At 45.8% G+C, this 14,110-nt stretch carries 11 protein-coding genes; all 11 read left to right on the forward strand.

The features are described 5' to 3' along the window. Entirely contained in the window at positions 1 to 1,545 is a 1,545-nt protein-coding gene (locus B6A14_RS00105; protein WP_407947020.1) for a UDP-N-acetylmuramoyl-L-alanyl-D-glutamate--2,6-diaminopimelate ligase, read from the forward strand. Next, entirely contained in the window at positions 1,545 to 2,993 is a 1,449-nt protein-coding gene (locus tag B6A14_RS00110) for a UDP-N-acetylmuramoyl-tripeptide--D-alanyl-D-alanine ligase (RefSeq protein ID WP_087908466.1), read from the forward strand. The genes B6A14_RS00105 and B6A14_RS00110 overlap by 1 nt, the downstream gene beginning before the upstream one ends. Beyond that, positions 2,984 to 4,153 carry a phospho-N-acetylmuramoyl-pentapeptide-transferase gene (gene mraY / locus B6A14_RS00115; RefSeq protein WP_087908467.1) on the forward strand — a complete coding sequence of 390 codons (1,170 nt, stop codon included), beginning with the start codon at positions 2,984 to 2,986 and terminating at the stop codon, positions 4,151 to 4,153. Before B6A14_RS00110 ends, mraY begins: the two co-directional genes overlap by 10 nt. A 14-nt stretch (positions 4,154 to 4,167) precedes the next feature. After that, positions 4,168 to 5,787 carry a UDP-N-acetylmuramoyl-L-alanine--D-glutamate ligase gene (gene murD / locus B6A14_RS00120; RefSeq protein ID WP_087908468.1) on the forward strand — a complete coding sequence of 540 codons (1,620 nt, stop codon included), beginning with the start codon at positions 4,168 to 4,170 and terminating at the stop codon, positions 5,785 to 5,787. Positions 5,788 to 5,858: 71 nt separating this feature from the next. After that, positions 5,859 to 7,055 (forward strand): putative lipid II flippase FtsW, encoded by a 1,197-nt coding sequence (ftsW, locus tag B6A14_RS00125; RefSeq protein WP_236635623.1) that lies wholly within the window; start codon positions 5,859 to 5,861, stop codon positions 7,053 to 7,055. A 20-nt stretch (positions 7,056 to 7,075) separates the two neighbouring features. Continuing rightward, complete coding sequence (gene murG / locus B6A14_RS00130) at positions 7,076 to 8,125, forward strand: undecaprenyldiphospho-muramoylpentapeptide beta-N-acetylglucosaminyltransferase (RefSeq protein WP_201721445.1); 1,050 nt, start codon at positions 7,076 to 7,078, stop codon at positions 8,123 to 8,125. Beyond that, the gene (gene murC / locus B6A14_RS00135; RefSeq protein WP_087908471.1) at positions 8,122 to 9,558 is read left to right on the forward strand and encodes a UDP-N-acetylmuramate--L-alanine ligase; all 1,437 of its coding nucleotides are present in this window, start codon (positions 8,122 to 8,124) and stop codon (positions 9,556 to 9,558) included. Before murG ends, murC begins: the two co-directional genes overlap by 4 nt. 19 nt (positions 9,559 to 9,577) lie before the next feature. After that, a complete protein-coding gene (locus B6A14_RS00140) occupies positions 9,578 to 10,564 on the forward strand; it encodes a D-alanine--D-alanine ligase (protein WP_087908472.1) in 987 nt (328 codons plus the stop codon). Continuing rightward, on the forward strand, positions 10,561 to 11,418 hold the full coding sequence (locus B6A14_RS00145) for a cell division protein FtsQ/DivIB (RefSeq protein WP_087908473.1): 858 nt from the start codon (positions 10,561 to 10,563) through the stop codon (positions 11,416 to 11,418). The genes B6A14_RS00140 and B6A14_RS00145 overlap by 4 nt, the downstream gene beginning before the upstream one ends. A 9-nt stretch (positions 11,419 to 11,427) precedes the next feature. Then, positions 11,428 to 12,657, forward strand: coding sequence for a cell division protein FtsA (gene ftsA, locus B6A14_RS00150; RefSeq protein WP_087908874.1), 1,230 nt, complete (start codon positions 11,428 to 11,430; stop codon positions 12,655 to 12,657). 50 nt (positions 12,658 to 12,707) lie between these two features. Next, positions 12,708 to 14,051 carry a cell division protein FtsZ gene (gene ftsZ / locus B6A14_RS00155; RefSeq protein WP_087908474.1) on the forward strand — a complete coding sequence of 448 codons (1,344 nt, stop codon included), beginning with the start codon at positions 12,708 to 12,710 and terminating at the stop codon, positions 14,049 to 14,051. Positions 14,052 to 14,110: the final 59 nt, after the last annotated feature.

Below are 14,110 nucleotides of genomic sequence, written 5' to 3' on the forward strand. Positions count from 1 at the left end.
ATGGCATTGAATATAGATCCCAATCATCTGATTGACCACTTGCACAGCCTAGCAAACAGTACTGCTAAGGTAAGTGCCGATAGTCGCCAGCTTGAATCTGGCGATATCTTTTTTGCCTATCCTGTTGGGCATGGAAACGCGTTAAGAGATGGCCGTCAGTTTATTAATGCCGCATTGGAGAAAGGTGTAGCAGCCGTTGTATTTGATCCTGCGGGAGCTGGTGCTCAATATCTCGATCATCCACAATGCGTTGCTGTTGAAAACCTTGCAGATCAGGTTGGCGACTTATCTGCACAATGGTATGGCTATCCAAGTAAGCAATTAAAGGTGATTGGTGTAACAGGCACTAACGGTAAAACGAGTATTACGCAGTGGTTAGCTCAAGCCTTGGACGAGCCCAGCCACCGAACAGCAGTACTAGGTACTTTAGGTAATGGCTTCCCAGGCTCTTTAGTACAAACTGGATATACAACTCCAGATGCGCCGAAGTTACAGACTCAACTTCAAGAGTTACTCAATGCTGGTGCTAAGCAGGTAGCAATGGAAGTGTCATCACATGCTTTGCATCAAGGTCGAGTAATGGGTACTCATCTTAACTGCGCAGTTTTTACAAATCTGACGCAGGATCATTTGGACTATCACAACAGCATGGCTGAGTATGCGGAAGCGAAGGCAAAGCTATTTGAGCTGGCGGGATTAGAGCACGCTGTCATTAATTTTGATGATGCCTTTGGTCGTGAGATCGCCATAAAGCTTTTAGCTCAAGGCCACATTCAGGTTTGGGCATTCACCATAAATCAAGAATCTCTTAAGGAATTTGAAAAATTTGGTGATCGCTTTCATCGTGTTTTTGCAAAAGATAGCGTACTGAATGGTACGGGGTATGACTCCCTATTTGTATATGAGGGGGTTGGCAGCAATTGCGTGCATATTCCTGTGTTGGGTGAATTTAATTTAAGTAATGCACTTGCTGTATGGGCTGTATTACTTACTCAAGGTTTAACTTGTGATGAGGCAAGCAAGCGAGTAAGTCAATTACGTCCCGTGCTCGGTCGCATGGAATTAATCCAAGTAGGTAAGCAGCAAAAATCAGAAGGTTTATTAGTAGTGGTTGATTACGCTCACACGCCTGATGCCCTTCAGAAGACTTTACAAGCTTTACGTCCAATTGCAGAGCAACGCAGTGGAAAGATTTGGTGTGTATTTGGATGCGGCGGTGATCGTGATATTGGTAAACGGTCACAAATGGGTGCGGTAGCTCAAAAATTTGCGGATCAAATCATTATTACTAGTGATAACCCAAGATCTGAAGAGCCGCAAGCCATCATGGAAATGATTCGCACGGGTATCAATCAGAAATCTTCAGAAGTGCAGATGATTGTTGACCGTGCCGCAGCAATTATGGCTGCCGTGCGTAATGCCGATTCCCAAGATATTGTTTTGGTGGCAGGAAAAGGTCACGAAACCACTCAAGACATTAATGGCAAGAAATTTGATTTCTCTGACCAAGAGCATATTCGTTTGGCTGCTGGGGGAATGGTCTGATGCCTGTTATGACAACACTTGCTCAAGTGCATGCCATGCTGCCTGGAAGCGCTTTGATCAATATTTCCCCAGAGGATGCTCAGTTAGCAAGTATTTCTAGAGTTGGCAGCGATAGTCGGCAGATTGATGCCAAAGAATTATTTGTGGCTTTGACTGGTGATCGCTTTGACGCCCACGATTTTCTATCAGATGTTGCTAAAGCAGGAGCAACTGGAGTGCTTATTAGTAATCAAGATAAATGCCCTGAAAGTTTGCCTGCAGTTTGCGTTGCTGATACTCGTATTGGCCTTGGAGTATTTGCAAAAGCCTGGCGCGCCAATCATCCCATCCCGCTGGCCTTGGTGACTGGTAGTAATGGCAAAACTACCGTGAAAGAAATGATTGCCTCTATTTTTAGAGCGGCAGTTGGCGAAGCCCATACCTTGGTGACTAAAGGGAACTTGAATAATGATATTGGCCTACCGCTGACATTATTAAAGCTTAGCTCAACCGATCGACTTGCTGTAGTTGAGTTAGGAATGAATCATCCTGGGGAGACTGCGCAGCTTGCTGATATTGCTCAGGCAAATATTGCCTTGATAAATAATGCGCAGCGCGAACATCAAGAGTTCATGGCTACTGTAGCTGCAGTAGCTCAGGAGCACTCTGATGCCATCAGAGCCTTACCGAAAGATGGAATAGCGGTATTTCCAGCGGATTCTGAATTTGCAAGCGTTTGGCATGAAGCTGCAGCTGGACGCAAAATCATTGATTTTGTTTTGCAATCGGGCCAGTCAACACTGCAGGCTGCAGTCATGGGGCGCTTATTAAATAATGGCCACGTGCATGTGCAAACAGAGTTAGGTTCGATAGAGATTCAGTTAAACACTTTGGGTAGCCACAATGCGCGTAATGCATTGGCTGCTAGCGCTGTTGCTGTAGCGGCTGGCCTTAGCCTAGAAAATATTAAGCAAGGCTTAGAGGCATTCTCCCCGGTTAATGGACGTATGCAGGCTAAGAAAATTGATTCTAATCACACCTTAATTGATGATAGCTATAACGCTAACCCAGATTCAGTCAGAGCAGCAATTGATGCTCTCAAGCAGTCAGGCAATATCTCTTGGTTGGTTTTAGGTGATATGGGTGAAGTAGGCAATCAAGGGCCTGAGTTTCATCGTGAGGTTGGTGCTTACGCTGCTGAGCAAGGCGTTAATAAATTATTTGCTCTGGGCGAGCAATGTCAATTTGCTATTCAAGGATTCGATGATGTCCAGAAAAATGGATTACCCACTCCTAGCGCAAAACATTTTGCTGAAATGGATAGCTTGATTGAGCAGTTAAGAGATGCATTGCATGCTCAGTCAGCCGGTAGTAATGAGCATTTCAATATTTTGGTTAAGGGTTCACGTTTTATGCGCATGGAGCGTGTAGTGCAAGCCTTGTTAGAGGAGGCTAAAACATGCTCTTAATTATGGCGCAATGGCTGCAGGATGATTTTGGCTTCTTCCGAGTCTTTAACTACATTACATTTAGAGCGGTGATGGCTACGGTGACTGCCTTGTTGATTGGACTGGCTGCTGGTCCATGGGTCATTCGAAAATTAACGGCATTGAAAATGGGTCAAGCCGTTCGTATTGATGGACCACAAACGCATTTAGTCAAATCTGGCACTCCAACAATGGGTGGGGTCTTGATCTTGATCGGTATTTTTGTGTCCTGCATGTTATGGGCAGACTTAAGCAATCGTTTTATCTGGATTGTGATGATCGTGACCTTTGGCTTTGGTGCGATTGGCTGGGTAGACGACTATCGTAAGGTTGCTAGAAAAGATCCTAAGGGAATGGCCTCAAGAGAAAAATTCTTTTGGCAAACCTTGATCGGGCTATTTGCAGCGATCTATTTGGCGTTCTCAGTTTCCGAAGTCAACAACCTCAAGGTGCTACAACTTTTCTATGAATGGCTCAAGAGTGGCTTAGCTTTAGATCTTCCAGCAAAAACAAATTTGCTACTACCCTTTATTAAAGAGGTAAGTTATCCGTTAGGCATGATGGGCTTCATCATCTTGAGTTACTTGGTCATCGTTGGCAGTAGTAATGCAGTGAACTTAACTGATGGACTCGATGGCTTGGTCATCATGCCTGTCATCTTAGTGGGAGCAGCCTTAGGGGCATTTGCTTATGTAATGGGTAATGCTATCTACGCCAAATACTTATTGTTCCCTTATATTCCGGGCGCTGGTGAGTTGTTGATCTTTTGTGGCGCCATGGGCGGTGCGGGTTTAGCTTTCCTCTGGTACAACGCGCATCCAGCACAAGTATTCATGGGTGACGTTGGTGCGCTGGCATTAGGCGGCGCACTTGGGACTATTGCAGTCATTGTGCGTCAAGAGATTGTGCTCTTTGTGATGGGCGGAATTTTTGTTGCAGAAACTGTCTCTGTAATGTTGCAAGTATTTTGGTTCAAGTTAACCAAGAAATATTTTGGCGAAGGGCGCCGCATTTTCCGCATGGCGCCGCTGCATCATCATTTTGAATTAGGTGGTTGGAAAGAGACTCAAGTGGTTGTGCGTTTCTGGATCATCACCATCCTATTGGTATTGATTGGCTTATCTAGCCTGAAATTACGGTGAGCCAAAGAGTAAATATGTTGAATCTAGAAAATACCTTCGCTAATCCTGCTCTCATCGCTGATTCAGGCTATCAAGCTCCCCACCGCTTTTTGATTTTGGGTCTGGGAGAGTCTGGTGTTGCTATGGCTAAGTGGTGCTTGCGTAATGGTGCCATTGTTCGTTTGGTGGATACACGCGATCAATCTCAATTTTCTGAGCGCCAGAATGCTTGGTTGGATGAATTAAAGGTTGATGGATTAAAAGATATTCAATTTGGGCCATTAAATGATGCCTTATTGGTTGATATCGATGTGATTGGTATTAGCCCTGGCCTATCTCCATTTCAGGAGCCAACTCAATCATTCTTGGCCAAGGCTAGAAAAGCCAGAATTGATGTTTGGAGTGAGATCGAGTTCTTTGCGCGCGCCATTGCAGCATTAAGTCGTATGGCCCAAGCGGCTGAATCAAGCTATGAAGCGGCATTATTGGCGATCACCGGGACCAATGGAAAAACTACTACTACTGCATTAACCGGCCAACTCTGCGAGCGCGCTGGGAAAAAAGTTGCTGTAGCTGGAAACATTAGCCCTGCTGCATTAGACAAGTTGATGAGTTGTCTTGATGAGGCTGACCAAATTGAAGATATGCCAGACATCTGGGTGCTTGAATTATCCAGCTTCCAATTGGTTTATACGTATACCCTCAATGCAACTGCTGCCACCGTGCTGAATATCACCCAAGATCATTTGGATTGGCATGGCGATATGCAGGCGTATGCAGATGCAAAAGCGAATATATTTGGCGCAGACACAATTTGTATTTTGAATCGCGATGATTCTTTGGTGATGGGTTTGCTCTCTGATGAGCAAAAGGTAGAAAAGTCAATTGTGACTTTTGGCTCGAACAAGCCAGACGAGCAAGGCGCATTCGGCATCGAGCATGATTTGCGTGCTGGTGGAATTGATTGGCTTGTATGGGCTGAGGTAGATGAAGATCTTGAGCCAAAGCCTAAACGTCGTCGTAAGTCGTCCGTGGCTGAAGAGGATGAGCCACTGCGATTGAAGCGCTTAATTCCAGCCGATGCTCTCAGAATACGTGGTCGCCACAATGCATTGAATGCATTAGCTGCATTGGCATTAGCAAGAGCGGCTAACTTGCCAATGAATGTTCTTCTGCACGGCTTGCGTGATTATCACGGCGAGCCTCATCGTGTTCAGAGCATCGCAGTTTTGAATGATGTTGAGTATATTGATGACAGCAAAGGCACTAATGTAGGTGCAACGGTAGCAGCTCTGAATGGCCTTGGAAGCAATGAATCCGGTAAGAGAATTTGGTTAATTGCTGGCGGTGATGGCAAGGGGCAAGACTTTAGTCCATTGCGCGAGCCAGCCTTACGTTTTGTTAAAGGCGTTTTCTTGATTGGTAAAGATGGCGCTGCGATTGGTGAGGCTATTGGCGATGTTCCTTGCACGATGAGCGGTAACTTAGCGGAGGCTGTTAAGACAGCTGCACAACAGGCCCAATCTGGGGATTTGGTCTTACTCTCTCCTGCTTGCGCAAGCTTTGATCAGTTTAAAGATTATATTGCGCGTGCCCAGGCTTTTGTTGAAGAAGTTGAAGAATTAGGAATGCGTTTTGAAGGAGTTCAAGCGTGAATCTAAAAGATAAACTTTTTCCTGACAACCGTTTAAGCCTAGATCGCTTCTGGAATTTTTCTAGAGGTGGGATTGATAACTTCCGCACTGGCTTAAGAGACGCTGTATCGGGAGTTGAGCAAACTCGCTCGCGCATGATGGAATACGATCAACTGCTCGTATGGGCAGTTCTTTCTCTGATGTTGATTGGTTTGGTAATGGTGTATTCAGCATCGATTACTTTGGCAGATGGCCCAAAGTACGCTAATTACAGCAGCAGCTTTTTCTTAATTCGCCACATGATTTCTTTGGTCATTGCGATTGGGGTAGGCATTTGGGTCTTTAAGATTCCAACAAAGGTATGGGATCGATATTCACCCTTGATTTTTGGATTTACCGTGCTGCTCTTGATCGCGGTTCTCATCCCAGGTGTTGGTAAGGGTGTGAATGGAGCTAGACGCTGGATTCCGCTGGGCTTAATGAACTTCCAGCCATCTGAGTTAATGAAGTTTGCAGCCATCATTTTTGCTGCAAGTTATACCGTGCAACGTCAAGAATACTTGCACTCATTTGTTAAGGGCATGTTACCAATGGGTATTGCAGTGGCATTGGTTGGCGGCCTATTGATGGCAGAGCCTGATATGGGTGCATTCGTAGTAGTTGCCTTAATTGCATTTGGTATATTGTTCTTAGGCGGCATTAATGCCAAGTTATTTGGTGGTTTGATTGCCGTTGGCTTAATGAGTGGCGCAGCGATGATTGCGCTCTCGCCATTCCGTCGCGGCCGCATGCTTGCCTTTATGGATCCATGGCAAGTGGATAACGCTGCAAATAAAGGTTATCAGCTAACACATTCTTTAATGGCCTTTGGTCGTGGTGAGTGGTTCGGTACTGGGCTTGGTGGCAGCGTAGAGAAATTACATTACCTACCAGAAGCTCATACTGATTTCATTATGGCAGTGATTGGCGAAGAACTTGGCTTCGTTGGTGTGGTTGTGATGATCTTCTTGTTTTATTGGATCGTCCGACGTGCTTTCTTGATTGGGCGTACCGCTTTGCAGTTAGACCGTAGTTTTGCTGGTCTTGCAGCCAAGGGCGTAGCAATTTGGATTGGCTGGCAAGCCTTTATTAATATGGGTGTGAACCTCGGTTTATTACCAACCAAGGGTTTGACATTGCCATTAGTGAGTTACGGTGGATCTGCAATTTTGATGAATGTCGTGGCGATTGCCATGCTCCTCCGAATTGATTATGAGAATCGTATTCTGATGCGCGGAGGGAAGCTGTGACAAGACCCTCAATTTTGGTGATGGCTGGTGGTACTGGCGGGCACATCTTCCCAGGCCTTGCTGTTGCTGAATATCTGAGGATCTGCGGTTGGAATGTGTCATGGTTGGGTAACCAAAATGGCATGGAATACCGCTTAGTAAAGTCTTGTGATTTTCCATTTGAAGCAGTTGAGTTTGGCGGTTTACGAGGCAAGGGCCTCAAGACCAAACTGATGTTGCCATTTAATTTAATGCGAGCTTGTGTTCAAAGTTGGAAGATTATGCGCCGCCTAAAACCATCTGTGGTCTTAGGCATGGGCGGCTATATTTCTTTCCCCGGGGGCTTAGTAACTAAGTTATTAAGCCGTCCTTTAGTGCTACATGAAGCAAATTCTGTAGCAGGGAGTGCAAATCGTGCGCTTGCCAAAATTGCAATGCGCACATTAACTGGCTTCCCAAATACGATGGTAAATGCCGAGTGGGTAGGTAATCCTATTCGTGAAGAGTTTGATCATATTTCGGCGCCTGCATTGCGCTACGAACAGCGTCAAGGACCTTTATCTATATTGGTCGTGGGCGGTAGTTTAGGTGCGGCCGCTTTAAATGAAAATATTCCTGCAGCCTTGGCACTGCTCTCTAAAGATGTGCGCCCTCAGGTCATTCACCAGGCGGGCGATAAGCATTTAGCCGATTTGCAAAAGCGTTATACCGAGTTAGGTGTTGAAGCAGATATTCGTCCCTTTATTGACGATATGCCTTCAGCGTATGCACAGGCAGATCTTGTGATTTGTCGCGCAGGTGCAATGACAGTTTCAGAATTAGCAGCTTGTGGCGTTGCTTCTTGCTTAATTCCTTTCCCATATGCAATTGATGACCATCAAACTGCTAATGCAAAATTTTTAGCTAATGCAGATGCCGCAATCTTATTGCCTCAGCAAGACCTGAATCCACAAGATTTGGCATCCATGATTCAAAGTTTTAATCGTGCGGACCTAAAAGAAATGGCTTTGCGTGCGCATGCTTTAGCTAAACCACATGCAACCCAGCGAGTCGCTGAGGTTTGCGCTGATTGTGCGGGGGTAGGTGTATGAAGCATATTGTTCAGCAAATCCATTTCGTTGGCATTGGTGGTGCTGGTATGAGCGGCATAGCCGAAGTTTTACTGAATCTAGGCTATCAAGTATCTGGATCTGATTTAGCTGAGGGCCCTGTAACGAAGCGTCTCAAGGAGTTAGGCGCAGTGATTCATATTGGCCATGACCCTAAAAATATTGGTACCGCAGAAGCAGTGGTTATTTCTACTGCAGTAGCTGGAAACAATCCCGAAGTTCTCGCAGCGCGTGCTGCAAAGATTCCAGTCATTCAGCGAGCAGTCATGTTGGGTGAGTTGATGCGTCTAAAACAAGGAATTGCTATTGCTGGTACGCATGGCAAGACCACTACAACCAGTTTGGTTGCTTCGGTCTTGGCTGAAGGTGGTCTCGATCCTACTTTTGTCATTGGTGGAAAGCTTAACTCTGCTGGTGCCAATGCGCGTTTGGGTCGCGGTGACTTCATTGTGGTCGAAGCCGATGAGTCTGACGCCTCTTTCTTGCAGCTTTTTCCGGCAATGGAAGTGGTTACTAATATTGATGCAGATCATATGGACACCTACCAGCACGATATGGCGAGATTGAAGCAAGCCTTTGTGCAATTTATTCAGCGTATGCCATTTTATGGTGTAGCAGTATTGTGTATTGATGATGCCAATGTGCGTGACATTATTCCATTTGTATCTCAGCCCGTCTTGCGTTATGGACTTTCTGAAGACGCAGATATCAGAGCTAGCAATGTTCGTGCTGATGGCACGCGTATGCACTTTACAGTAGATCGTCGCACCGTTCGCAGGCATGGTAATAAACCAGGCCCCCTTAATATCACATTGAACTTACCTGGTTTGCACAATGTGCGTAATGCTCTAGCTGCAATTGGTATTGCCACTGAGTTGGGTGTTGGCGACGAAGCAATTACAAAAGCGCTCTCTGAATTTAGTGGCGTTGGTCGACGCTTCCAGCGCTATGGTGAGATTCCACTTGCCTCTGGTGGAAGTTTTACCTTGATCGACGATTATGGCCACCATCCGGTAGAGATGGCTGCGACCTTAGCAGCAGCGCGAGGTGCATTCCCAGGCCGCCGTTTAGTGTTGGCATTCCAGCCACATCGCTTTACAAGAACACGAGATTGTTTTGGAGAGTTTGTGCAAGTCCTTCGAAATTTTGATGCATTGGTATTGACCGAGGTTTATCCAGCCGGCGAGGCAAAGATTCCGGGTGCAGATGGTAAGAGTTTGATGAAGGCAGCACTTGCAGAGGAGAAGCATACAAAAGGCTCCTTAAATTCTGCAGCAGTAGTGTTCGCAGCAAATATTGCAGAGATGCCAGAAAAGTTATCTCAAGTATTAAAAGATGGCGATGTCTTAATCACAATGGGTGCAGGATCAATCTCTGCACTGCCACATACCTTGGCGGAGGCAAAGAGTGTCTAAGTTAGATACAAGCCTCGGCATGTGGGGCGATCGTGTGAAGTCTCAGCTATCCAAGCTAGATGTGAAATCGTTTGGTCGCGTTGGCGTTCTATTGGGCGGGCGCTCTGGTGAACGTGAGATATCTCTCATGTCGGGTAATGGTGTTTTGGAGGCTTTACTTTCTAAAGGCGTGGATGCACATGCTTTTGATCCTGGCTTACGTTGTCCAACAGAGCTAGCAAAAGAAAAATTTGATCGCGTATTTATTTCTCTACATGGTCGTTACGGTGAAGATGGAACGATTCAAGGTTTATTAGATTTACTTGAATTACCGTATACCGGTAGTGGTGTATTAGCTTCTGCTTTAGCAATTGACAAGATTGTGACTAAGCAAGTTTGGATTAGTAATGGTCTGGCGACCCCAGAGTTTGAAGAATTAACTACAAATAGCGACTGGAATGCAGTCGTCGAGCATTTAGGTCTACCTTTGATTGTGAAGCCAGCACATGAAGGCTCTTCACTTGGTTTAACTAAGGTGAAATCTGTCAATGAATTACCAGCAGCCTATAAGCTTGCTGCGGGATTAGATAAAAAAGTGATTGCTGAGACTTGCATTATTGGAGATGAGCTCACTTGCCCGATAGTTGGTCAAGGTGATACAGCAGAAGCATTACCTGTAATCAAAATTATCCCGCCGGAAGCTAACTACGACTTCCATAACAAATATTTCTCAGACGAGACTCAGTACCTATGCCCAACTGGACTTGCAGTTGAGGTTAATGAGCGCGTTCAAGAGTTGGCCTTAGCTGCATACAAGGCTCTAGGTTGCCGCACATGGGGCCGTGCAGATGTCATGCTCGATCAGAAAACTGGTAAGCCCTATTTATTAGAGATGAATACCTCACCAGGTATGACTTCTCACTCTTTGGTACCGATGGCAGCTAAAGCAGCTGGTGTTCCTTATGCAGACCTAGTGCTGTGGTTACTAAGCCAAACTTTGCAACAAAAAGAAGGTGCTATTACATGAGCACGCTCTTAGACCGCTTCGGAGATATTTTCTCCGTCATCATGTCTCCGCTTTGGAATCATCCAGAGCGGATGCAAAAGCTTAGTCGTTTCTTGATGCGCTGCTTTGCTGTGATGTTGGTGGTTGGGGTTCTGGTTTGGTTAAGCCAGAGATCTGTTTTTACTTTGAGACAAATTCAGGTTGAGCCAGTTGCTGGTCAAACACTGAAACACATTAATAAATCTCTCGTGAAGCGGCAAGTAATGGAAACCGTGCAAGGCAACTTCTTCAGTGTACGTTTAGAAGATGTAAAGCGCGGCTTTGAAAGTATGCCTTGGGTACGCCACGCTAATGTACGTCGTGTTTGGCCCAATGGTTTGATAGTGAATATTGAAGAGCAGAAGGCCTTTGCTACTTGGGGTGGTGAGAGTAGTAATACTTTAATGAATACACATGGTGAGCTATTTGCTGGCCGTGTTTCAGAGCTAGTTGATGATAAGCATTTATTGGATTTTTCTGGGCCAAACGATGCTGGTAAAGAGGTAATGAGTCTTTATGAAAAAGCTAATAACTGGTTTAAACCTTGGAATGCTCAGGTAGTGAGCTTGGCATTAACCGAGCGTTATGCCTGGCACGTCAAGCTATCCAATGGTATGAGGGTCGAATTTGGACGGGATGAAGAGAGCTCGGACAAAAACTTAACAGAAGAACGTGTTGCACGTCTATTTAAGTATTGGCCTCAGGTGCAAGAGAAATGGGCCAATCGAGTGGATGCAGTAGATCTTCGTTATGCAAATGGTTTCGCAGTGCATCTCGCATCTGGAAGTGTGAAAAAGAGTGATGTAGATGGCAAAAAAAGTGAGCTGAAGCAATGAGGAATGGCAATGAGTAAAGATAATCGTGACCTGCTGGTAGGGTTAGACATTGGGACGTCTAAGGTAGTAGCCTTAGTAGCAGAGCTTGCACCTGACGGCCAATTTAATGTAGTTGGTGTTGGTCAAACAGCCTCTAAGGGTTTAAAGAAAGGCGTTGTAGTCAACATTGAAGCAACTGTTCAGTCGATTCAGAAGGCTTTGGAAGAGGCTGAGGTGATGGCTGACCGCCAGATTGTTCAAGTATTTACTGGCATTGCCGGAAATCATATTGTGAGCTTTAACTCGAGCGGTATGGTCGCTATACGAGACAAAGAAGTAGGCGCTGGCGATGTTGAGCGCGTGTTGGAAACTGCTAAAGCAATCAATATTCCAACGGATCAACAAATTTTGCATATCTTGGTACAAGAATTCATTATCGATGGCCAGGAAGATGTCCGCGAGCCAATTGGCATGAGTGGTTTACGTTTAGAAGTGAAGGTACATATTGTTACTGGTGCTGTAAGTGCTGCACAAAATATTGTGAAGTGTGTACGTCGTTGTGGTCTAGAGGTGAATGATCTCATTTTGCAGCCTTTGGCATCGAGCTTAGCTGTTCTCACTGATGATGAAAAAGAACTTGGTGTTGTCTTAGTCGATATTGGTGGCGGCACTACTGACATCGCGATTTATTGCCAAGGATCGATTCGCCATACCGCCGTGATTCCAATTGCCGGCGACCAAATTACTAACGATATTGCAATGGCATTGCGTACTCCAACCATTGAGGCGGAAGATTTAAAAATTGCCCATGGAATTGCTCGTCAAGATATGGCTGATTCAGCCGCCATGATTGATGTACCGGGTGTTGGTGATCGTGACCCACGTCCAATGTCTAAGCAAGCACTTGCTGCAGTGATTGAGCCGCGGGTTGAAGAGCTCTTTACCTTGGTGAGAGGTGTGGTGCGTGACTCTGGCTATGAAGACATGGTCTCCTCTGGAATTGTGCTCACTGGCGGTACTTCATTGATGCCGGGAATGGTTGAGTTAGCTGAGCAAGTCTTCTTACGGCCAGCTCGAATTGGTACACCTGAATATCGTGGGCACTTACATGAAGTTTTGCGTAGTCCAAGGTATGCCACCAGCATTGGTTTACTCATGGAAGGCCAAGCACAGTTGTTGCGTGGCCGTCGTGTTTCTCAATCAGGCGCGCTCCAAGGAATTATGTCGCGTATGAAGGAATGGTTTGCAGGAAATTTTTAAGTTGTTTTTCGTCGTCGTCAATGTAGTAAGTTATTTACCTAGGAGGGTATATGGAATTTGAAATGTTAGATCAAGATACAGCTGGCAAAACCATTATTAAAGTGGTTGGAGTCGGTGGAGCTGGCGGTAATGCTGTCCAGCACATGATCCGTCGCGGAGTAAATGGCGTAGAGTTCATTTGCATGAACACCGATGCTGGCGCTTTACAGCGTTCCGAAGCATCTGTGAATTTGCAACTGGGCTCTAGCGGATTAGGTGCGGGTGCAAAACCAGAAATCGGTGCAGCTTCTGCTGAAGAGGCGCGTGCTCGGATTGCAGATACTTTGCAAGGTGCTCACATGGTGTTCATTACTGCAGGTATGGGTGGTGGTACCGGCACTGGTGCAGCTCCAATCGTTGCTCAAGTCGCAAAAGAAATGGGCATTTTGACTGTTGGTGTTATCAGCAAGCCATTTGACTTCGAGGGCGTAAAGCGCTTGAAGGTTGCTGAGAACGGCGCTGCAGAGCTCGAATCTTACGTTGATTCATTGATTGTTGTTCTCAATGAAAAACTCTTTGAAGTCATGGGTGAAGATGCTGAGTTTGACAAGGCCTTTGCTTGTGCTGATGACGTTTTACATAACGCAGTCTCTGGTATTGCTGAAATCATCAATGTTCAAGGTTTAATTAACGTTGACTTTGAAGATGTGAAGACTGTCATGGGCGAGCAAGGTAAAGCCATGATGGGAACAGCAACAGTGTCTGGCATGGATCGTGCTCGTTTGGCTGCAGAAGCCGCAGTGGCCTCTCCATTATTAGAAGGCGTTGATTTATCTGGTGCACGTGGCGTATTGGTAAATATTACTGCTAGCCGCTCATTGAAATTGTCTGAGACACGCGAAGTAATGGCCGCTATTCGTGGTTATGCTGCTGATGATGCAACTGTAATCTTCGGCACCGTGTACGATGAGACCTTGGGCGATGCATTACGCGTGACAGTAGTTGCCACTGGCTTAAATAATCCCCAGGCACGCAAAGCAAATCAACCCGAAGTAGTTTGGAGACAGGCTACTGGTACTAGTGATGCAATGCCAACAATGGCAGACCTCAATACTTTTGCTCCTGCTAGCGCATCTGCTGCTATGAGTAAAGTTGGTTTAGATTCTGCTTTGACAACTCGTGCAGGCATGGCTTTAACTGGTGTCGGTAGCATTCCATCAGTTGCAGCTCAGCCAGCTACTAGTAGCGGTGTTGATTACAGCCAATATGATTTGCCACGGGTATTCCGTAGTTCCCGCGAGGCGACTCCTGCACCTACTTTAGGTGCAGATAGCTCTCCTCAGGCTAAATCCATGTTGGATAAAGGGGCTGATTACTATGAGATTCCAGCCTTTTTACGCAAGCAAGCAGACTAACTAACTGCTCAATACAATAGGTAATTGCAAACTGCCAGCGCGGCGCCCCTCCGGACGAC

The sequence above is a fragment of the Polynucleobacter hirudinilacicola genome, assembly GCF_002192535.1.
GTDB classification, from domain to species: Bacteria; Pseudomonadota; Gammaproteobacteria; order Burkholderiales; family Burkholderiaceae; genus Polynucleobacter; species Polynucleobacter hirudinilacicola.

Bases quoted from the DNA above. Each gene is read 5' to 3' on its own strand.
- mraY (WP_087908467.1), top strand. From the start codon at position 2,984: ATGCTCTTAATTATGGCGCAATGGCTGCAGGATGATTTTGGCTTCTTC.
- murC (WP_087908471.1), top strand. From the start codon at position 8,122: ATGAAGCATATTGTTCAGCAAATCCATTTCGTTGGCATTGGTGGTGCT.
- ftsZ (WP_087908474.1), top strand. From the start codon at position 12,708: ATGGAATTTGAAATGTTAGATCAAGATACAGCTGGCAAAACCATTATT.
- ftsA (WP_087908874.1), top strand. From the start codon at position 11,428: ATGAGTAAAGATAATCGTGACCTGCTGGTAGGGTTAGACATTGGGACG.
- B6A14_RS00145 (WP_087908473.1), top strand. From the start codon at position 10,561: ATGAGCACGCTCTTAGACCGCTTCGGAGATATTTTCTCCGTCATCATG.
- B6A14_RS00105 (WP_407947020.1), top strand. From the start codon at position 1: ATGGCATTGAATATAGATCCCAATCATCTGATTGACCACTTGCACAGC.
- murG (WP_201721445.1), top strand. From the start codon at position 7,076: ATGGCTGGTGGTACTGGCGGGCACATCTTCCCAGGCCTTGCTGTTGCT.
- B6A14_RS00110 (WP_087908466.1), top strand. From the start codon at position 1,545: ATGCCTGTTATGACAACACTTGCTCAAGTGCATGCCATGCTGCCTGGA.
- murD (WP_087908468.1), top strand. From the start codon at position 4,168: ATGTTGAATCTAGAAAATACCTTCGCTAATCCTGCTCTCATCGCTGAT.
- B6A14_RS00140 (WP_087908472.1), top strand. From the start codon at position 9,578: ATGTGGGGCGATCGTGTGAAGTCTCAGCTATCCAAGCTAGATGTGAAA.